This is a genomic window from Kribbella sp. NPDC050820 (genome assembly GCF_040653975.1).
GTDB lineage: Bacteria > Actinomycetota > Actinomycetes > Propionibacteriales > Kribbellaceae > Kribbella.
In genome coordinates this window covers 88,225-107,083 of the sequence record NZ_JBFAHB010000018.1, presented here as the reverse complement: position 1 = coordinate 107,083, position 18,859 = coordinate 88,225, and the positions used below count along the sequence as shown (strand labels likewise).

The window sequence follows — 18,859 nt, the reverse complement described above, 5'->3', positions numbered from 1 at the left end:
TCCTCCGAGCTTCACATTGACTGGATCAATATTGACAATCATTGATCACCTGTCAACTCTGAAGATATGTCAACCACGATCAATGTTCCGCCCGGCCTACGCAACGTCGTCGTCACCGAGACGACCCTCGGCGACGTCCGCGGTGATGAGGGGTTCTACCACTACCGCCAGTACTCGGCGATCGACCTCGCCAAGTCGAAGACGCTCGAAGACGTCTGGTTCCTGATGTTCGAGGGCCGCCTCCCGACCGCGGCCGAGCGCGACCGCTTCGTCACCGAGTTGGCGCCACTGCGGGTGCTCCCGGACGAGGTCCGCGCCGTACTGCCCGCGATCGCGTCCGCCGGCCCGGTGTTCAACCCGCTGGCCGGTCTCCGCACCGTCCTGTCGCTCTTGGCCGCTGTACGGCGTCTCCCGCCGCTGTGGGACGCGGATCCGGTACGTCGGAAGGCCGACGCGATGCTGGTCTGCGCAGTGACGCCGACGATCCTGGCCGCGCTGTACCGCCTCCGGGAGGGACAGGAGCCGCTGGAGCCGCGCGCCGACCTGAATGCCGCGGCGAACTGGCTCTACCTGGTGAGCGGTGTCGAGCCGACCGCCGTACAGGCTGCTGCGATCGAGCACTACCTCGTGGCCACCGTTGACCACGGGTTCAACGCGTCGACGTTCACTGCCCGGGTGATCGCGTCGACCGGTGCCGACGTGGTGTCCGCGATCGCCGGGGCGATCGGGGCCTTCTCCGGTCCGCTGCACGGCGGCGCACCGGACCGGGCGCTGGCCAGCCTGGACGAGATCGGCACTCCGGACCGGATCGACGCGTGGGTGCGCGCGAAGGTGTCGGCGGGGGACCGGATCATGGGCTTCGGGCACGCGGTCTACCGGACCGAGGACCCGCGCTCGCTGATGCTGCGCGACATCGCCCGCGGCCTGGGCGGGGACCTGGTGGACTTCGCCACCACGGTCGAGCAGCACATCGTCGACGTACTCGCCGAGCTCAAGCCCGGCCGCAACCTCTACGCCAACGTGGAGTTCTACGCCGGTGTGGTGATGGAGCTCTGCGGTCTGCCGCGCGCGATGTTCACCCCCACCTTCGCCGTCAGCCGCGTCATCGGCTGGTCCGCCAACATCCTCGAGCAGTCCAGCGACCCAAAGATCATCCGTCCCATCGCGACGTATGTCGGCCCCCAGCCGCCGGTCCCAGTCATGCAGGCTTGAACTGGATGGCGTCGTCGGTGATCGGGCCGAAGCGCAGCAGGACCAGGTCGCGGGGATAGTTCTGGTGGAGGCGCCACGGGCCGTGGCTGCCTTGGCGGGGGAGGATGGACGCGGCGCGCTGGATGTAGCCGGAGGACAGGTCGACGACCGGGCGGCGTGGGGCGTCGTACTCGGACTGGTCGATCTCGGGCACGCAGATGCTCGTGCCGGTGGCGGTCAGGTGGTTGAGCAGGCGGCAGACGTACTGCGACGTCAGGTCCGAGCGAAGGGTCCAGGAGTTGTTGGTGTAGCCGATGCACCAAGCAAGGTTCGGCACGCCGCTCAGCATCATGCCCTTGTAGACGAACGTGTCGTGTGGGTCCACCGCCCGCCCGTCGATCGTCATCTGGATCTTGCCCAGTGCAACCATGCGCAGTCCGGTCGCGGTGACGACCACGTCGGCCGCCAGCTCCTGGCCGGACCGCAGCCGCAGACCGGTCGGCGTGAAGGTCTCGATCTCGTCGGTGACCACAGTGGCCGAGCCCTTGCGCAGTACCTTGAACAGGTCGGCGTCCGGGACCAGGCACAGCCGCTGGTCCCAGGGCTTGTAGCGCGGGGTGAAGTGTGGGTCCGCAGGGATCGAGTCCGGCAGTTGCTTGGCCACTGTGCTGTTCAGGAACCGCGCGGCATGCTCCGGCCACCGCCGGAACGCGCTGTAGACCGCGGAGCTGAAGGCAACGTTCTTGCCCCGGATCAGCCGGTGCGCAAGCTTCTCCGGCAGTACGGCGCGCAGCCGGTCGGACAACGCGTCGTGGGCCGGTCTCGACGCGATGTAGCTCGGTGAGCGCTGCAGCATCGTCACGTGCTCCGCCGTACTCGCCATGGCCGGCACGAGCGTCACAGCCGTTGCGCCGCTGCCGATCACCACCACTCGCTTGCCCGAGTAGTCCAGGTCCTCCGGCCAGTGCTGCGGATGCACCACCTGGCCCTGGAACTCACTCTGCCCCGGGAAGTCGACCACATAGCCCGACTCGTAGTCGTAGTACCCGCTGCACACGTAGAGGAACGAGCACGTGTACGACGCCTTGGTCGTCTCCACGGTCCACCGCGCATCCGCCGACGACCACGACGCCCGTACGACGCGCTCGCCGAACCGGATGTGCTCGTCGATGCCGTAGGTGGCAGCGGTCTCGTGCAGATACTCCAGAATCGCCGGCCCGTCCGCGATCGCCTTGGCCGCCTTCCACGGATGGAACGGAAATCCGAGCGTGAACATGTCCGAGTCCGACCGCACCCCCGGATACCGAAACAGATCCCAGGTCCCCCCGATGCTGTCCCGAGCCTCCAGAATCGCGTACGACCGCCCCGGACTCTGCGTCTGAAGCCGATACCCAGCCCCGATCCCTGACAACCCGGCCCCCACGACAAGCACGTCCAAGTGCTCCACGAAAAGCCTCCCGAGTCGCGGTGTTGAGTACCTGGTCAACAGTACGGGAAGGAGTACCCTGGCGTTGCTGGACATCGAGGGGGATCGCATGACGTCCAACAGCTGGCGGCTCGACGCCATCACGTACTCCGGGGGCACGCAGGACGGGCCGCGCGCCACCGTGCAGCTCTCCCGGTCCGGAGAACCGGTGCATGCCGAGGGGGCGGGTACCGGGCTGATCGACGCGGTATGCAGTTCGATCTCGCAGGCAACTGGCGTGGAGGCCCGGGTAGTCGCGTTCCGGGCGTACTCGGTCGGCCCGGGCAGCGAGGCGGTCGGAGAGGTCGAGCTCGAGGTGGAGCTGCCGCGCCGCAGGGTTGCGGTCCGGGCGTCGTCCACCGATGTCGTGGAGGCCGCAGGGCTGGCGCTGGTCGCGGCCCTGAACCAGTACAACGCAGAGCTGCCGCCACGGGGCTGAGCCCAGCCGGACAGCGGGATCTGCTGGGAAAGTTCTGTCCCGGTGTTGTCGATTCCGCTGGTTGTCGATCGTCAGCAAGATGTTCAGTACAAGCCCTACACGAGGGAGCCGGAGATGGCGCAGTACGTGTTCCTGCTGTTCGACAGCGAAGAGTGGTACGACAACATCACGCCGGAGGAGTGGCAGCAGTCGATGAAGCTGCACGGCGCGTTCACCGAGGCCGTGGAGAAGGCCGGAGCGCGGATCCTGGGAGGGGAGGCGCTGGAACGGTCGAGCACCGCGAGCACGGTGCGGCAGCGCGAGGGTGCCGAGCCGCTGGTCACCGACGGGCCGTTCATCGAGACCAAGGAGGCGCTCGGCGGCTTCTACGTGATCGAGGCCCGCGACCTGGACCAGGCGCTCGAGCTGGCCAAGATCTGCCCGTCGGGGAACGTCGAGGTCCGCCCCGTGATGCCCACGTCGGGCGACGCCCAGCCGCCGGCCTGACACCGCCGGATCGACATGGCGCTGCAGCCGGGTACCCCGACGGACATCCCGCCGTCGGCGTACCCGCCTGCGCCGGTCGAGGTGGCCCGGGTGGTGGACCGGGCGCACCGGGAGAGCTGGTCCACGGTGCTGGTGTCGGTGGTGCGGCTGACGCGGGATCTGGACCTGGCCGAGGACTGCACACAGGACGCGTTCGTCCAGGCGTTGCGGACCTGGCCGGACGGCATCCCCGCCAACCCGGGTGGCTGGCTGACCACAGTCGCGCGGCGGCTCGCCCTCGACCGGATGCGGCGGGAGACGAACCTGCGGCGGAAGCTTCCGTTGCTGGTCGAGGATCCGGTCGCGCCGGACGACGTGGAGCAGCCGACGGATCCGCTCCGGCTGGTCTTCACCTGCTGCCACCCGGCACTGGTCCGGGACTCGCAGGTGGCGTTGACGTTGCGGCTGATCTGCGGCCTGACCACGCGTGAGGTGGCGGCGGTCCTGCTGATCAGCGAGCCGACGGCGGCGGCGCGGATCACCCGGGCGAAGAAGAAGATCGCGGCGGCCTCGATCCCGTACCGGATCCCGGCCGACGAGGAGCTGCCGGCGCGGCTGGACGCCGTACTGACGGTGGTGCATCTGGTCTACACGGCTGGGCATGTGGCGGCCGGGTCCGAGTTGACGCGGACGGATCTGACCGGGCGGGCTGTGGAGTTGGCGCGGATGCTGGTCCGGTTGATGCCGGACGAGGCAGAGCCGCAGGCGTTGCTGGGGTTGCTGTTGATGACGGAGGCGCGGGGGGACGCGCGGGTGAGCGAGGACGGGGAGTTGGTGCTGCTCGCGGACCAGGACCGGTCGCGGTGGGACATCCGGCTGCTGGCGGAAGGTGTGTCGCGGGCGACGGCCGCGCTGGAGCGGGGACAGGGGAGGTTCGCGCTGCAGGCAGCCGTGGCAGGTCTGCACGTGACCGCGCCGTCGTGGGAGAAGACCGACTGGGGTCAGGTCGTGCGGATGTACGACGCGATGATGATCAGCTGGCCGACGCCCATCGTCGCGCTCAACCGGGCCGCCGCGCGCAGTCTCGTGCCAGGCGCCGACCTTGATCGCGTCCTGGTAGAGCTAGATGCCCTCAGCAACGAGCCTGCACTCAAGTCCTACGCCTACCTGCCCGCGGCCCGCGCCGATGTTCTGGCTCGGCTCGGCCGGGCGGCCGAAGCAGCTGACGCGTACCGCCTGGCGATCACGTTGACGGCGAACGAGACCGAACGGCGCTTCCTCAGCCATCGCTTGACTGGTCTGCCGGACTGACGCCTGCCCAGAGGCTGTCGGCGGTGCCGGCTTGGAGACGGCCCCGGTAGACGTCGATCTTGTGGTCGATGAGTTCGAGGTTGTCCTGGAGTTCGGCGAGTTTCGCGAGGACCTCGGCGCGGTGGGTCTCGAGGAGCTCCAGGCGGTCCTTCTCGTTGCCCCGGCCGGCGGACACGAGGTCGGCGTACGCACGGATGGTCCGGATCGGCATGCCGGTCGCGCGGAGGCGGGTGCAGACGTTGATCCAGTCCAGGTCGAGTTGCCGGTAGCGACGGCGGTTGCCGGCCGTTCGGTCCACCGTGGTGACCACCAGCCCGGCGCGCTCGTAGTACCGCAGGGTGTGCACGCTCACCCCGGTCCGCCGAGCCGCCTCGGCAATGCTCACGCCGGCCTCAGGAACAGGTTGGTTGACTTCGAGCACGCTCTAAATCCTAGCGTCGTGGTCATGAGTGCTCCAGCGGTCCCAGTGGCTGCGTCCGGTGAGCTGAGTCGACGGCGTCGGCAGGGGGTGCTGGCGATTTGCTGCGCCAGCATCGTCGTGGTGGTGATGGACATCTCCATCGTCAACGTGGCGTTGCCGTCGATCCGGAGTGACCTCGACGCCTCGATCTCCGGGCTGGAGTGGGGCGCGGGCGCTGCAGGCGGTCGGCGGCACGATGCTGAATCCGGTGGCGATGGCGATCGTGGCCACGACGTTCACGGATCGGGCGGAACGGGCGCGCGCGATCGGGGTGTTCGGTGCGATGTCCGTTGGCATTGGCGCTGGGGCCGATTCTGGGTGGTGCGCTGGTCGACGGGTTCGGGTGGCGGGCGGTGTTCTGGGTGAACCTGCCGATCGTCGCGGCAGCGATCGTCTGCACGGCTCTGTTCGTGCCGGAGTCCCGGGCTGCCCGCGGACGTCGAGTCGACCCGATCGGTCAACTGTTGGTGATCCTGCTCCTCGGCAGCGTCGTCTACGCGATCATCGAGGCGGGCAGTCTGGGCTGGACGTCCCCGGCGATCGTCGGCCTGCTGCTCCTCGCCGTACTCGCGGCAGTGGGCCTGCTCGTCTACGAACCGCGTCGAGCGGATCCGTTGCTGGAGTTGCACCTGTTCCGCAGCATCCCCTTCAGTTCGGCGATCCTGATCGCGCTCTTCGCGCTGTGCGGTTTCGGCGCGTTCCTGTTCGTCACCACGCTCTACCTGCAGAACATCCGCGGCCTGCAGGCACTCACCGCCGGGCTCTGCCTGCTTCCGGTCGGCGCTCTGATCATGGTCCTCTCCCCCTTCACCGGCCGCATCGTTGGCAGCCGAGGTCCGCGGCTTCCACTGGCAGTGGCCGGTACGGCGCTCGCCCTGGGAGCCGGCGCATCACTCTGGATCGACGCGACCACTCCGCTGCCGATCGTGCTCGCGGTTTACCTGCTCTTCGGCATCTTCCTCGGCACGGTCAACCCGCCGATCACCAACTCGGCGGTCTCCGGCATGCCCACCTCGATGGCCGGCCTGGCCGCCTCCGTCGCCTCGGCGGCCCGCCAGACCGGCACCACCGTCGGCGTAGCCGTCGCCGGCGCGATCATCGGATCCACCGTGTCGGCCGGCCCGCGAGCGTTCACGACGGCCGAGCACCGAGTCTGGTGGCCGATCGTCGGCCTAGGGCTCGCAATCCTCGCCCTGGCCCTCCTCAGGCATGCAACCTGCCCCGCCGCCGAAAAGGAATCGGTGACGGGGCGTGCTGGGCGTGCTTGACTGGAGTTTGACGTCCTCCCACCACCTGGAAGGCAGGGGGATTCCAACCCTTGTGGGTTGAGGTTCGCGGTTCACAGCCCTGCCTTACTGCGCAAGAAGGCTCCCCGCGCTGCCACGGCCCGCCCGGCCGCGGTTGCTACTGGTCCTGCAAGTACCGGTTGCTTGGCTATCGCAACCGGTGGAGACATTACCTGGCTGAACCGACAAAACCTGAAGGGAGGGAGATGGCGTTTCCTCCCCGCCGTGAAGGACGGGGTTCCACGCCATCAAACCGATGAGTGCGCCTGGAGCCGGGCCGCCGTTGTCGGCCTCGGAAGAGCGGACGTGGGGGATGGTGGCCCACGTCGGGGTGTTGGTCGCGGCCTGGTTCGCGATGGGGTTCCTGTGCCCGCTGGTGATCTGGCTGGTGTACCGCTACCGGTCCGACTTCGTCCGGCGGCACGCGCTGGAGTCGCTGAACTTCCAGCTGTCGTTGCTGATCTACACCGCGGTGGCGGTGATCCTGATCCTGATCACGTTCGGCCTCGGCGTGCTGATCATCATCCCGCTGGTGCTGATCGGCGCGATCGCGGCGCTGGTGGTGATCGTCCTGGCCACGATGGCCGCGTCCAGCGGCCGCGAGTACCGCTACCCGCTGACCATCCGCCTGGTGCGCTAATCCGGTTGGCCCGGGCGGACCGGGTTTGGCAGAGTTCCCCGGGTGGAGCTGATCGGCCAGGGGATGGAAGGCGCCGTCTACGACCTCGGTGACGGCCGGGTGCGCAAGACCTGGTTCGACCGGCGGCCGGACGACGTACGCCCGCTGCAGGCGTTCCTCGACGAGTTGCCGCCGCTCCCGTTCCGTACGCCGCGGATCCGCGAGATCAGCGCGGACGGCGAGGGCCTGGCCGTCAGCGTCGAGGACAAGCTGACCGGTACGGCGCTCCATGACGCCGGACTGACCGAGGAGCAGGCGCTCGATGCGTTCGTTGCCGTGGTCGAGGCGCTCGGCACGACGACAGCCGGTCCCGCGAGCAAGGCGCTGCCCGTGCTCAACCAGCCGTTCTGGCGCGATGACCTGTCCTGGGGCGAGGCGCTGGCAGCCCTGGTACGGCGTCGCGGCGCCGAGTCCCACCATCACCTCAAGCGCGACGTCCCCGACTTCGACGAGCGCCTCGAAAGTGTGACCACCCGCCTGGCGACGATCGAGCCGGATCGGCTGAGCGTCGTCCACGGTGACATCTGCCCGCCGAACCTGCTGATGGACGGACCGCGGACTGCCGCCGTACTGGACTGGGGCTTCTACACGACAGCCGGTGACAACACCTTCGACGCCGCGCTGGCCGCCGGTTTCTTCGACATGTACGGCCCGGACGCGCAGCGCCTCGACAACCTGCTGCTCGACCGCTTCGAGACGCTCGGGCACGACCGCGAGCGGATGTACCTGTACCGGGCGGCCTACGCCATCACGACCGCGACCATCTACGACGCCGACGCAGGCGACGGTCACTACGCCTGGTGCGTCGGCAACCTCAACCGGCTGGCGTAGGCCGTGTCTAGCTGATCGGCAGTCCGTCGCGCAGGTTGTGCAGGATCGTCGGCTTGGCGAGGACCGACGGCAGCCGACGCGCGTTCAGCGGCGACACCAGCCCGGCGAGAGCGTCCGGCTCGTGCCAGGCCACGCTGCGGATCTCGAAGCCGTCCGGCTGCAGGGTGTCGATCAGCGACGGGTCGTGGACACCGCCGTCGTACAGGATCTCGACGGCGTCGCCCCAGCCCTCCCACCGCGGCAACCAGTCGATCGCGAGTACGCCGACCAGCGGCAAGGCGACCCCGATCTCCTCTTCCATCTCCCGGGACGCCCCGGCCGCCGGATCCTCGTCCGGCTCGACCACGCCGCCGGGCAGCTCCAGGTCCTTCTTGTAGCTGACCTGGCACAGCAGCACCCGGCCACCGGTGTCCCGTACGACGACGTGCGCGATGACCCGCTTCTTCGGCAGCGCGGAGTCCATCAGAGCCGTCCAGCCGGTCAGCGTGTCCGGGCGCGGGTCGTCCCTGCGCATCCCGTAGATGGCCACGTCCCGGCGCTCGTCCTCGACCAGGGCGGCGCCACGCAGGATCCCCTCGCGCCGGTAGCCGGACCGGATCGCGACCCGGGCCGACGCGTGGATCTCGGGGTCCACCTCGACCTGCAGCCGCTCCAGGCCGAGCTCGTCGAAGGCGTACTCGGACACCAGCCGGACCGCTCGTTGCGCGGTCTCCGGGCCGCCGTCCATCGCCCAGGTGACCAGGCCGACACCCGGAGTAGTCCGCCGTACCTCGACAGTGCCCACCGGGCCGTCGCGCTCGACGTCGAAGGTCACCGCCTGCTGATCCTGCCGCGCCACGCGCAGCGTCAACTCACCATCGGTCAGCGGGGAAACGGCGGTCACCCCGTGAACGCTACCCGGTGTGGCGCAAGTACACCGTTGCCAGGGGTGGGACGGTCAGCTCGGTGCTGGTCTCCATGCCGTGCCAGCTCGGGCCGTCGGCGGTGACGCTGCCGAAGTTGCCGACCCCGGAACCGCCGTACGTGTCGGCGTCGGTGTTCACCGCCTCCTGCCACTGGCCGCCATACGGGAGACCCAGGCGGTAGCCGTAGTGCGGTATGGCGGAGAGGTTCGTGATGCACGCGATCGTCGGTTCGCCCTCGTCGCCGTACCGGACGAAGGAGAACACGTTGTTGCCGGCGTCGTTGGCGTCGATCCAGGTGAACTTCTCCGGCGCGTGGTCGGTCCGCCACAGCGCCGCGGTCTCGCGGTAGACGCCGTTCAGGTCGCGGACCAGCTGCTGCAGGCCGCGGTGGTCGGCGTGGTCCAGCAGCCACCAGTCGAGCTCGCCCTTCTCGGACCACTCCGACTCCTGGCCGAACTCGCAGCCCATGAACAGCAGCTGCTTGCCCGGGTGCGCCCACATCATCGCCAGGTACGCGCGCAGGTTCGCCAGCTGCTGCCAGCGGTCGCCGGGCATCTTCCGCAGCAGCGAACCCTTGCCGTGCACAACCTCGTCGTGCGACAGCGGGAGCACGAAGTTCTCCGAGTAGGCGTACATCATCGAGAACGTCAGCTCGTGGTGGTGGTACTGCCGGTGGACCGGCTCGTGCTCCAGGTAGCGCAGCGAGTCGTTCATCCAGCCCATGTTCCACTTGAACCCGAAGCCGAGCCCGCCCAGGTGCGTCGCCCGGGTGACGCCGGGCCACGAGGTGGACTCCTCGGCGACGGTGATCACGCCGGGAACCCGCTTGTAGAGCGTCGCGTTCATCTCCTGGAGGAACGACACCGCCTCCAGGTTCTCGCGGCCGCCGTACTGGTTCGGCACCCACTCGCCCTCGTTGCGGGAGTAGTCGAGGTAGAGCATCGACGCGACCGCGTCCACCCGGAGGCCGTCGATGTGGAACTCCTCGGCCCAGTAGATCGCGTTCGCGACCAGGAAGTTGCGCACCTGCGGCCGGCCGAAGTCGAACACCAGCGTGCCCCAGTCCGGCTGCTCGCCGCGCCGCGGGTCCGGGTGTTCGTACAGCGGCGTGCCGTCGAAGCGCGCCAGCGCCCAGGCGTCCTTCGGGAAGTGTGCCGGCACCCAGTCGACGATCACGCCGATCCCGGCCTGGTGCAGCTTGTCGACCAGGTGGCGGAACTCGTCCGGGTCGCCGAACCGCGACGTCGGGGCGAAGTACGACGTCACCTGATAGCCCCACGAACCGCCGAACGGGTGCTCCATCACCGGCATCAGCTCGACGTGGGTGAACCCCATGTCGTTGACGTAGGCAACGAGCTCGTCGGCCAGCTCCCGGTAGGACCTGCCCTTGCGCCAGGAGCCGAGGTGCACCTCGTACACGCTCATCGGCTCGGCGTAGGCGTGTGATGCCGTACGGCGCTCCAGCCACGCGGCGTCGTCCCACTCGTACGACGACTCGTGCACGACGGACGCGTTCGCCGGTGGAGTCTCGGCCAGGTTCGCCATCGGGTCGGCCTTCTGCCGCCAGACGCCGTCGCGCCCGCAGATGTCGAACTTGTACCGCGTGCCCGCGCCGACGCCCGGCACGAACAGCTCCCACACGCCGGAGGAACCCAGCGACCGCAGCGGATGCGCCCGGCCGTCCCAGAAGTTGAAGTCCGCGGTGAGCCGGATGCCTTGCGCATTCGGCGCCCAGACGGCGAACGACGTCCCGGTGACTGTCCCGGACGGGCCGTCGTACCGGCGGACGTGCGCGCCGAGCACGGTCCACAGCTGCTCGTGCCGGCCTTCGCCGATCAGGTGCAGGTCGACCTCGCCGAGCGACGGCAGGTAGCGGTACGGGTCGTCCAGCTCGATCGCCGGTCCGTCGGTGTAGCGCACCTCGAGGCGGTAGTCGGGCACCTTGTCGAGGTCGAGCACGCCGACCCAGACGCCTTCGAACTCGTGCCGGAGCTCCAGCCGCTGGTCGTCGTACAGCACCGACACGGACTGAGCGAACGGGCGCAGCACCCGGACCGTGACACCGCTCTCGCCGAGATGCGGCCCGAGCACCTGGTGAGGATCGTGGAACGTCCCGCCGACCAGTCGCTCCAGCGCGGTCCGATCGACCGGAACCGCTGTCACCACAGGCTTGTCCGCCGCGACCACCGGCTGCTCGAAAGCCTCCACCGCCGGCCCGGCATCCCGCTCACTCGATCCCATGAACCCCATCCTGCCCGATCACTCGGCCATCTACCGAACCCCCGTACCCGTCGATGCCCGACGTACACACAGTCAGCCCGCGAGCGCTGTCCGGACGGTGGGGCGCAGATTTTGGGGGGATTACTGTTCGGCCAACTGCGCGGCCGCGGCCAGCGGGATCGGCAGCCAGGACGGCCGGTTGCGGGCCTCGTACAGCGTCTCGTACACGAGTTTGTCGGCCAGGAACGCGCTCAGCAGCACCCCTTGCTGCCGCGGGTCCGTGCCCGCGACCTCGGCGTACCCGTCGCAGAAGGCCTGCTGGTTCCGGCTCGCCCACTCGGCTGCCCGGTAGGCGATCTGCTGGTCGCCCAGGTGGTCGGCCAGCAGCGACCGGGCCGCGTAGTCGAACGACCGCAGCATCCCGGAGATGTCCTTGATCGGGGTGTCCAGCGCCCGCCGCTCGACCAGCGACTTGGCCGGCTCACCCTCGAAGTCGATCAGCTTCCAGCCGTCGATCGTGCGCAGTACCTGGCCCAGGTGGAAGTCACCGTGGATCCGCTGCACCGTGACCGGCTGGTCGTACGCCGCGAGCGCGTCGAACGCCCGGGTCAGACCGGGCGCGTACGGCGCCAGCTGGGGGATCGCCGCGGCCGCCGCGTCCAGCCGGCGCCGCATCGCCGCAGCGTGCTCGACCAGCTTGGAGGGCTCCCAGACGTCGGTGCCGAGCGCCTTGGCCAGCTCCGAGTGCACCTGCGCCGTGCTCGCGCCGAGCCGGTGCGACTCGGCCGCGAAGTCACCGCCGACCTCCTCGGCGTGCAGGTCCGCCTCGGCGTACAGGTCCCGCACCGACGACATCGCGAACGACCACCCGTCGGTCGCGTTCTTCTGGAACGCCGTCATCATCGCCAACTCACCGGAGTCGGTCCCGCCGCCCGCGCGCGGCCAGCTGCCGCGCGCCGAGCCGAGCACCTCCGGGACGAGCTCCGACCCCGACTCGGTGAGCGCCGACTCGATCTCGACGCCGGGGTTGCTGCCCGGCTCGAGCCGGCGGAACACCTTCAGCAGCGCCACGTCGCCGAACACCAGCGACGTGTTGCTCTGCTCCACCGTCAGCACCAGCGACCGCGAGTCCTCCGGTACGACGGTCGCGTGCTCCGGAGCGTGGACGGGATGGAACTCCAGCCCGTCCAGCTGCCGTCCGTGCGTGAGGCCGTCCAGCCAGTACGGCGTGGCCTCCTTGTCGTGCAGGGCGTCGTACACCCAGACCTCGGTGTCGCCGAGGTCCTGCTCGACCCACTCGCCGACCAGCGCGTGGCCGAGGTTCTCGACCGGTTCGCGGTGGTAGCTGAGCGGCAGCTGGTACACCCGGATCGGGATGTCCGACCCGGGCGGACCGGAACAGTAGACGAATCCGATCCGGACCGCGGGCCAGGCGTCCGCGCCGGACAGCCACACGGAGGCGGCCATCGCGTCGACATGGACGTCGTGTCCCTTCTCACCGAACCACCGCTGGCTCGCGCAGAAGGACTGGACCTGGTCCAGATGGGAAGTCACTACATGCTCTCCTCGTGGTCAGCCGGCTTGTGCACCGGCAGCCGGAACCAGTAGAAACCGTGCGCTCCGAGCGTCAAAAGGTAGGGCAACTCGCCGATGGTCGGGAAGTGCACACCACCGAGCAGCTCGACCGGCTCCACGCCCTGCCACTGGCGCAGGTCCAGCTCGATCGGCTGCGGGAACCTCGACAGGTTGTTCACGCACAGCACCACGTCGTCACCGAACTCGCGGACGTACGACAGCACGCTGGGGTTGGAGCCCCCCAGGTCTGTGAAGGTACCCATGCCGAAACACGGGTGCTGCTTGCGGGTCTGGATCATCCGCCGGGTCCAGTGCAGCAGCGACGAGGCGTTCTCCATCTCGGCCTCGACGTTCACCGCCTGGTAGCCGTAGACCGGGTCCATGATGACCGGCAGGCTGAGCTTGCCCGGTGTCGCGGTGGAGAACGACGCGTTGCGGTCCGGCGACCACTGCATCGGGGTCCGGACGCCGTCGCGGTCGCCGAGCCAGATGTTGTCGCCCATCCCGATCTCGTCGCCGTAGTACAGGATCGGCGAGCCGGGCAGGCTGAGCAGCAGCGCGGTGAACAGCTCCATCTTGTTCACGTCGTTGTCCAGCAGCGGGGCCAGCCGCCGGCGGATGCCGATGTTGGCCTTCATCCGCGGGTCCTGCGCGTACTCGCCCCACATGTAGTCGCGGTCCTCGTCGCTGACCATCTCGAGCGTGAGCTCGTCGTGGTTGCGCAGGAAGATGCCCCACTGGCAGGTGTCCGGGATCTCCGGGGTCTGGGCCAGGATCTCCGAGATCGGGAACCGCGACTCGCGCCGCACTCCCATGAAGATGCGCGGCATCACCGGGAAGTGGAACGCCATCTGGCACTCGTCACCGCCGGACGACCGGTCACCGAAGTACTCCACCACGTCGGCCGGCCACTGGTTCGCCTCGCAGAGCAGGACGCGGTCGGTGTAGTTCGCGTCCACCTCCTTGCGGACCCGTTTGAGGAACTCGTGGGTGCGCGGCAGGTTCTCGCAGTTGGTGCCCTCGGTCTCGAACAGGTACGGCACCGCGTCCAGCCGGAAACCGTCCACGCCGAGGTCGAGCCAGAACTTCAGCGCCTCGATCATCGCGTCGCCGACGGCCGGGTTCTCGAAGTTCAGGTCGGGCTGGTTGGAGTAGAACCGGTGCCAGAAGTACTGGCCGCGGACCGGGTCCCAGGTCCAGTTCGACGACTCGGTGTCGACGAAGATGATCCGGGCGTCGGAGTACTTGTCGTCGGTGTCGGACCACACGTAGAAGTCGCCGTACGGGCCGTCCGGGTCCTCCCGGGACGCCTGGAACCAGGGGTGCTGGTCGGAGGTGTGGTTCATCACGAAGTCGACGATGATCCGGATCCCGCGCGCGTGCGCGGCCTCCATGAACGCGGCGAAGTCGGCGATCGTGCCGACCTCGGGCATCACTCCGGTGTAGTCGGAGATGTCGTAGCCGCCGTCCCGCAGCGGCGACGGGTAGAACGGGGGTAACCAGAGACAGTCCACCCCGAGCCACTCGAGGTAGTCGAGTTTCTCGGTCAGGCCCTGCAGGTCGCCGATGCCGTCGGCGTTCGAGTCCTTGAAGGACCGCACGAGGACCTCGTAGAAGACGGCCCGCTTGAACCACAGCGGGTCACTCTTCGTCAGTCCGTGGTGCTGCTCCGGCAGCATGTCGGTCACGCTCACCTCCATCGGGTGTCTCCAAACCTAGCGGTACTACGGCCTGCCGCCACGGATCGTGGCGGCAGCGTGGGTGGACTTTCCCGGGCGTGCACTCGTCTCCCATACCCCGTCTCGGGGTTCGTAAAAGAAGACCGCACGATATGTCCGGTTGATCGTCCAGGTGATGTGGTGACGCCATGGGGTGGGCGGCGTCCGGCCAGGCGTTGCGCACAGTGTGACGCCCGCCCACCAATACAAGCAAATAGGGGCCTCATCGCCCTATCGCCGGGTGCCGCCGGGGGAGCGGTCAGCGGCGTGATCGCTCGTCGCGATCCCGGCCGCGGCGACTCGTCCCGCGGCGTCCGCCGGAGCGCCCGCCCGCCTTGAACGGGCTGACTGCGCCCTGCGCGTTGGCGACCCCTTCGTTCACCTGCTCCGGCGTCAACTCGAGCCGCTTCCCCGACTTCCCGGTCCCGAACAGGTCCTCGGGGCTGACGCCGGCTTGTTTGGCGATACTGCGCATCGTTCCCGGCTTCAGGTCCTTGCCGCCGTGGTTCGGAACGACAACCGTCCGGCGGTCCCGGCGGAACACCACGTGGCTGCCCTTCTGCCTGACCGGATCGAAGCCGACGTTCTGGAGGTCCTTGGCGACCTCCCGGTACGGCTTCGGCTTCCAGCCGTCCGGCATCAGTCCACCTCGACGGTGACGACCAGCTCTTCCGGTACGCCGACCTCCTCGACCAGGACGGCGACGGCTTCGCGCAGGTCCTCGATCGCCTCCTCCCGGGTGTCGCCCTCGCCGTTGGCGAACGCGTCCGGGGTCAGGGCCGCTGCTGCGCTCCAGCCTCCGGTCTCGTCCTGCTCGACGGTGTACGGAACGTGGATCTGGCGCTTCACTGTGGCCTACTCCTGGGGCGCGGGTCCGCCGACTTGCGGGGGCGGCGGGTGTACTTGGTGAAGCCGGCGCGTTCGGCGTCGGACTCGGAGCGGAACCAGACCTCGGGTTTGGTCCGGCCGTAGTACGGCGAGTCGGGGGTGTGGAACAGCATCGACTGGGCGTTGCCCTTGATGGTGAACCCGTCCGGCGGACCTTGGTGCGGCACCGCGTCGGCCGAGCCCTCACCGTACCGTCCGGGAGGTACTACGTCCTGCACCTGCGGCTCGGTCGCGCCTGTGTCGTCCGCGGGCGCGTCGTCGAACAGGGTCGGCTCGGCCACCCGCTCGGCGTCCATCCGCCGACTGAACGTGGGCTCCGGTTCTCGCCGTCCCTCGGTCACCGGAGCCGCCCTGGTGTCCGGCCTGGTGTCCGGCCTAGTCTCCGGCCTGATATCCGACCGGGTGTCCGACGTGCTGTCCGCGCCGACGCTTGCGCCGACGAGAACCTCTTCCCTCTCCTGCACCGGCTCCTCGGCCACGGCCGGCGGGGCCTGCTCACGCCGTGCCAGCAGGAACCAGGTGATCACCGCGCCGAGCAGGAAGGCGAGCAGGGACCACAGCCAGTTGTGGCGCAGCAGCCAACTCATCAGCGCGCCCCTCTCGAGACCAGGCGGTGCAGCACCCACGCGCTCGCGCTGCCGAGCACGAACGCCCCCAGCAACAGAATCCAGGTCTGTGCGATCAGCCAACTCATGAGGTCCCTTGCAAGGCTCGTAGCTCGGCCCGGCGGTTGGCGATTCGGCCGGCCGGGGTGCTGTTGGAGGCGACCGGGAAGGCCTCGCCGTACCCGTGCGCGAGCAGCCGGCTCTGGGCTACCCCCAGCCGCACGAGCATCGCCTTGAGCGCGGCCGCGCGCCGCTCGGACAGCGGCAGGCTGCTGGCGGGGGAGCCGAGGTTGTCGGTGTGTCCGGCGATCTCGACCCGTGCCATCGGGCACGACTTCAGCAGCGCCGCGGCCTTGACCACGGTCGGCCTGGAGGCACTGTTCACGATCGACGTCCCGGACAGGAAGATGATCGTGTGCTGCCGGCCGAACTCCGACAGCCGGCTCTGGAACGTCCGGCACGCCTCGCTGAGCTCGCTCTTCGGCGGCGCCGGCGTCTGCAGTTGGTCCGCGATCACCGCACCGGGGACCGCCTTCGCCGCCGCCCGCGCGACGGTCGCTTTGGTGGCCTGGTCCGGAACCTTCCCGGTCAGCGTGATCGTGGTGCCGTCGTAGCGCACGGACGCGTCGCCGTTCCCGATCGCGAGCGCGTGGATGAGCGCCCCGAGCGCGGTCGCGTCGGCCAGGCCGGTCGCCGGGTCGATCGTGGTCCGGTCGTCGAACTCGCGGTCCTCGCCGAGCACCTTGTCGACCTGCGCGGCGATCGCGTCCTTGACGGCCTGGTTCTTGACCGCGGCCCGGACCCGGATCGAGTTGTCGGTCCGGCCGACCTCGAACGCCGCGACCGCAGCCTCCTCGGCCGGAGCCTCAGTGGCTGTGGGGGACGGCGTACTGCCCTCGACCCGGACGGCGCGAACGCCCTCGACGCCGGCGACCACTTCCTCGACCAGCGCCGGATCGACCCCGGCCGGTACGGCGACGGTCGCGTCCCGACCGTCCACGTCGACCTCGGCGCCGTTGATCCCGCGCGCCTGCAGCGCCGCGATCGACCGGTCCCGGAGGTCGTCCTCGGTGGTGCCCGCCTGGGCCGGAATGAGCACAGCCGTGAGCAACACGGGTACGGCGAGGGCCGCGAGCAGCCAGACGACGATCGGCCGCCGAACGAGTCCGGGCACTGTTCCTCCGTCGGATGCGGTCAAGAGTGACCGTGCGCGAGGACACTACTCCGCGCGGCGCGCAGTCTGCACGCCTGGTCCAGGGAGCGTCGCGATGATCACGGGATCATTTTTATTCAGGTTTATTCTTTTCTTAACCTGACGTGCTCGATAGTGTGCGGACAGTTCCTCTTCCGCCCCCATGGAGGCACGCACATGTTCTACGACGCGGCGTCGTCGGTCGACGGCGTGGCCGACACCTGGGACACCGGCGCGCTGCGCGGCAACTTCAACCAGCTGCGCAAGCTGAAGCGCGAGTTCCCGAACATCAAGGTGGTCTGGTCGTTCGGCGGCTGGACCTGGTCCGGCGGCTTCACCGAGGCGGCCAAGAACCCGACCGCATTCGCGAACTCCTGCTTCAGCCTGGTCGAGGACCCGCGCTGGGCCGACGTGTTCGACGGGATCGACCAGCGGGATCCCGACCGCCGGGTTCCACAGCGACGCGGCGATCCAGAAGCTGAAGTCGAAGGGCATCCCGGCCTCGAAGCTGCTGCTCGGGATCGGGTTCTACGGCCGCGGTTGGACCGGGGTCACCCAGGCGGCGCCGGGCGGCCGGGCGACCGGCGCGGCGCCGGGGAAGTACGAGGCCGGCATCGAGGACTACAAGCTGATCTCGACCCGCTGCCCGTCGACCGGGACAGTCGGCGGTACGGCGTACGCGTTCTGCAACGGACAGTGGTGGGGCTACGACACCCCCGCCACGATCCGCAGCAAGATGACGTACGCGAACCAGCAGGGACTGGGCGGAGCCTTCTTCTGGGAGCTGTCCGGTGACACATCCAACGGCACCCTGATCACCGCGGTCAAGACCGTCGGCTGACCCTCCCGGTACTGCGTCCGGGTCCGCCGCGCCGTTCCCCGCGGCGGCCCGGGCGCACTCTTGCGTTTGTCCTGTCTCGGACAGGTCGCATTTGTGCCAGCCCAGGGTGCGGGGAATCTCTTGACTTACTTCGCGTCGTAAAAGGTACTTGTGCCTGGCGTTTGACCAGGAGGGGACTCTGATGGAGAGGTCGTCGGACTCGTCGTTGATCATCGGGGTGGCCACGTCCACGGCCGAGCGGGTGCAACTCGTCCGGCTGCTCGGGGGTGCGGAGGCGTTGTTGCTGGTGTCCAGCGCGGACCAGGCGCGGGCGTTCCTCGAGCTGACCGCGCTGGATTCGCCCGCTGGACCCGTCGTACTGACGCCCGCCGTGCTGCCCGGTGCTGAGCATCTTGGTGCCGAGTCGGTGACCGTGACTGCCTCCCTTGCCCAGATCGAGGCAGCGCGCCCGCCGGCGGCCGACGCCGAGCTCTACCTGGACGTGGACCGGCGGGTCGTGCGCTGGAAGGACCGCGAGGTGCCACTGACCCGGCTGGAGCACGACTTCCTGCACTGCCTGGTCGAGGAGCCCGGCCGGGTCTGGACCTACCAGCGCCTGCACCACGCCGTCTGGGGCAACGAGCACCTCGGCCACGGCTCCCACATCCACTCGGTCGTGAAGCGCCTCCGCCAGAAGCTGGCCAACCTGGGCGCCACAGTGACCATCCACGCCGTCCGCGGCGTCGGCTTCCACCTTCTCCCGACCGCGTAGAACCGGCCCCACCCGGAAGATCCGAGTGGGGCCGGCC

The 18,859-nt window shown here is 69.0% G+C and carries 18 protein-coding genes and 2 pseudogenes; 10 read left to right on the top strand and 10 right to left on the bottom strand.

Annotated features, from left to right (window positions below; translation table 11 throughout):
* The first annotated feature begins 66 nt into the window (after positions 1–66).
* Positions 67–1,212, top strand: a complete 1,146-nt coding sequence (locus AB0H36_RS18425) for a citrate/2-methylcitrate synthase (protein WP_360524082.1) — start codon at positions 67–69, stop codon at positions 1,210–1,212.
* Here AB0H36_RS18425 and AB0H36_RS18420 read toward each other — a convergent pair.
* Positions 1,199–2,614, bottom strand: a complete 1,416-nt coding sequence (locus tag AB0H36_RS18420; protein WP_360524151.1) for an NAD(P)/FAD-dependent oxidoreductase — start codon at positions 2,612–2,614, stop codon at positions 1,199–1,201. The two genes, AB0H36_RS18425 and AB0H36_RS18420, sit on opposite strands and share 14 nt — an antisense overlap.
* 88 nt (positions 2,615–2,702) lie before the next feature.
* Between AB0H36_RS18420 and AB0H36_RS18415 the strand changes: the two genes are divergently transcribed.
* From AB0H36_RS18415 to AB0H36_RS18405, 3 genes are all read left to right on the top strand, one after another.
* Positions 2,703–3,095 carry an alpha-isopropylmalate synthase regulatory domain-containing protein gene (locus AB0H36_RS18415; protein ID WP_360524079.1) on the top strand — a complete coding sequence of 131 codons (393 nt, stop codon included), beginning with the start codon at positions 2,703–2,705 and terminating at the stop codon, positions 3,093–3,095.
* A gap of 114 nt (positions 3,096–3,209) precedes the next feature.
* Positions 3,210–3,581 carry a YciI family protein gene (locus AB0H36_RS18410; RefSeq protein ID WP_360524076.1) on the top strand — a complete coding sequence of 124 codons (372 nt, stop codon included), beginning with the start codon at positions 3,210–3,212 and terminating at the stop codon, positions 3,579–3,581.
* A gap of 15 nt (positions 3,582–3,596) precedes the next feature.
* Positions 3,597–4,871 carry a sigma-70 family RNA polymerase sigma factor gene (locus AB0H36_RS18405; protein ID WP_360524073.1) on the top strand — a complete coding sequence of 425 codons (1,275 nt, stop codon included), beginning with the start codon at positions 3,597–3,599 and terminating at the stop codon, positions 4,869–4,871.
* On the opposite strand, the gene AB0H36_RS18400 is transcribed toward AB0H36_RS18405, so the two are convergent.
* On the bottom strand, positions 4,840–5,292 hold the full coding sequence (locus AB0H36_RS18400) for a MerR family transcriptional regulator (protein ID WP_360524070.1): 453 nt from the start codon (positions 5,290–5,292) through the stop codon (positions 4,840–4,842). The two genes, AB0H36_RS18405 and AB0H36_RS18400, sit on opposite strands and share 32 nt — an antisense overlap.
* A gap of 329 nt (positions 5,293–5,621) precedes the next feature.
* On the opposite strand from AB0H36_RS18400, the gene AB0H36_RS18395 reads away from it, so the two are divergent.
* From AB0H36_RS18395 to AB0H36_RS18385, 3 genes are all read left to right on the top strand, one after another.
* On the top strand, positions 5,622–6,599 hold the full coding sequence (locus AB0H36_RS18395) for an MFS transporter (protein WP_360524067.1): 978 nt from the start codon (positions 5,622–5,624) through the stop codon (positions 6,597–6,599).
* A gap of 274 nt (positions 6,600–6,873) precedes the next feature.
* A complete protein-coding gene (locus AB0H36_RS18390; RefSeq protein WP_360524064.1) occupies positions 6,874–7,257 on the top strand; it encodes a DUF4870 domain-containing protein in 384 nt (127 codons plus the stop codon).
* Between the two features lie 42 nt (positions 7,258–7,299).
* A complete protein-coding gene (locus AB0H36_RS18385) occupies positions 7,300–8,127 on the top strand; it encodes an aminoglycoside phosphotransferase family protein (protein WP_360524061.1) in 828 nt (275 codons plus the stop codon).
* Positions 8,128–8,134: 7 nt separating this feature from the next.
* Here the strand turns inward: AB0H36_RS18385 and AB0H36_RS18380 are convergent, their stop codons facing one another.
* The 8 genes and pseudogenes from AB0H36_RS18380 to AB0H36_RS18345 all read right to left on the bottom strand — a co-directional run bounded on the left by AB0H36_RS18380 (position 8,135) and on the right by AB0H36_RS18345 (position 17,212).
* Positions 8,135–9,010, bottom strand: coding sequence for a GNAT family N-acetyltransferase (locus AB0H36_RS18380; RefSeq protein WP_360524058.1), 876 nt, complete (start codon positions 9,008–9,010; stop codon positions 8,135–8,137).
* A 10-nt stretch (positions 9,011–9,020) separates the two neighbouring features.
* The gene (glgB, locus tag AB0H36_RS18375) at positions 9,021–11,273 is read right to left on the bottom strand and encodes a 1,4-alpha-glucan branching protein GlgB (protein ID WP_360524055.1); all 2,253 of its coding nucleotides are present in this window, start codon (positions 11,271–11,273) and stop codon (positions 9,021–9,023) included.
* A 120-nt stretch (positions 11,274–11,393) separates the two neighbouring features.
* Positions 11,394–12,806 carry an aminoglycoside phosphotransferase gene (locus tag AB0H36_RS18370; protein ID WP_360524052.1) on the bottom strand — a complete coding sequence of 471 codons (1,413 nt, stop codon included), beginning with the start codon at positions 12,804–12,806 and terminating at the stop codon, positions 11,394–11,396.
* Positions 12,806–14,506 (bottom strand): maltose alpha-D-glucosyltransferase, encoded by a 1,701-nt coding sequence (gene treS / locus AB0H36_RS18365; RefSeq protein WP_360524148.1) that lies wholly within the window; start codon positions 14,504–14,506, stop codon positions 12,806–12,808. The genes AB0H36_RS18370 and treS overlap by 1 nt, the downstream gene beginning before the upstream one ends.
* Positions 14,507–14,804: 298 nt before the next feature.
* Positions 14,805–15,185, bottom strand: a complete 381-nt coding sequence (locus tag AB0H36_RS18360; protein WP_360524049.1) for a type II toxin-antitoxin system HicA family toxin — start codon at positions 15,183–15,185, stop codon at positions 14,805–14,807.
* The gene (locus AB0H36_RS18355; RefSeq protein ID WP_360524046.1) at positions 15,185–15,394 is read right to left on the bottom strand and encodes a hypothetical protein; all 210 of its coding nucleotides are present in this window, start codon (positions 15,392–15,394) and stop codon (positions 15,185–15,187) included. Before AB0H36_RS18355 ends, AB0H36_RS18360 begins: the two co-directional genes overlap by 1 nt.
* Positions 15,391–15,585, bottom strand: a pseudogene (gene rplD / locus AB0H36_RS18350) (50S ribosomal protein L4); the annotation flags it as partial. The gene AB0H36_RS18355 and the pseudogene rplD, both read right to left, overlap by 4 nt.
* 538 nt (positions 15,586–16,123) lie before the next feature.
* Complete coding sequence (locus AB0H36_RS18345; RefSeq protein WP_360524044.1) at positions 16,124–17,212, bottom strand: OmpA family protein; 1,089 nt, start codon at positions 17,210–17,212, stop codon at positions 16,124–16,126.
* A gap of 153 nt (positions 17,213–17,365) precedes the next feature.
* Between AB0H36_RS18345 and AB0H36_RS18340 the strand changes: the two are divergent.
* The 3 genes and pseudogenes from AB0H36_RS18340 to AB0H36_RS18330 all read left to right on the top strand — a co-directional run.
* Positions 17,366–17,599: pseudogene (locus AB0H36_RS18340) on the top strand (glycosyl hydrolase family 18 protein); the annotation flags it as partial.
* 67 nt (positions 17,600–17,666) lie between these two features.
* Positions 17,667–18,071 carry a glycoside hydrolase family 18 protein gene (locus AB0H36_RS18335; protein ID WP_360524145.1) on the top strand — a complete coding sequence of 135 codons (405 nt, stop codon included), beginning with the start codon at positions 17,667–17,669 and terminating at the stop codon, positions 18,069–18,071.
* 181 nt (positions 18,072–18,252) lie between these two features.
* Positions 18,253–18,822 carry a winged helix-turn-helix domain-containing protein gene (locus AB0H36_RS18330; RefSeq protein ID WP_360524041.1) on the top strand — a complete coding sequence of 190 codons (570 nt, stop codon included), beginning with the start codon at positions 18,253–18,255 and terminating at the stop codon, positions 18,820–18,822.
* Positions 18,823–18,859 lie beyond the last annotated feature (37 nt).

Excerpts from the sequence above, each read along its gene's own strand:
- AB0H36_RS18425 (WP_360524082.1), top strand. The coding sequence starts at position 67 with ATGTCAACCACGATCAATGTTCCGCCCGGCCTACGCAACGTCGTCGTC.
- AB0H36_RS18410 (WP_360524076.1), top strand. The coding sequence starts at position 3,210 with ATGGCGCAGTACGTGTTCCTGCTGTTCGACAGCGAAGAGTGGTACGAC.
- AB0H36_RS18405 (WP_360524073.1), top strand. The coding sequence starts at position 3,597 with ATGGCGCTGCAGCCGGGTACCCCGACGGACATCCCGCCGTCGGCGTAC.
- AB0H36_RS18390 (WP_360524064.1), top strand. The coding sequence starts at position 6,874 with ATGAGTGCGCCTGGAGCCGGGCCGCCGTTGTCGGCCTCGGAAGAGCGG.
- glgB (WP_360524055.1), bottom strand. The coding sequence starts at position 11,273 with ATGGGATCGAGTGAGCGGGATGCCGGGCCGGCGGTGGAGGCTTTCGAG.
- treS (WP_360524148.1), bottom strand. The coding sequence starts at position 14,506 with ATGCTGCCGGAGCAGCACCACGGACTGACGAAGAGTGACCCGCTGTGG.
- AB0H36_RS18360 (WP_360524049.1), bottom strand. The coding sequence starts at position 15,185 with ATGCCGGACGGCTGGAAGCCGAAGCCGTACCGGGAGGTCGCCAAGGAC.
- AB0H36_RS18330 (WP_360524041.1), top strand. The coding sequence starts at position 18,253 with ATGGAGAGGTCGTCGGACTCGTCGTTGATCATCGGGGTGGCCACGTCC.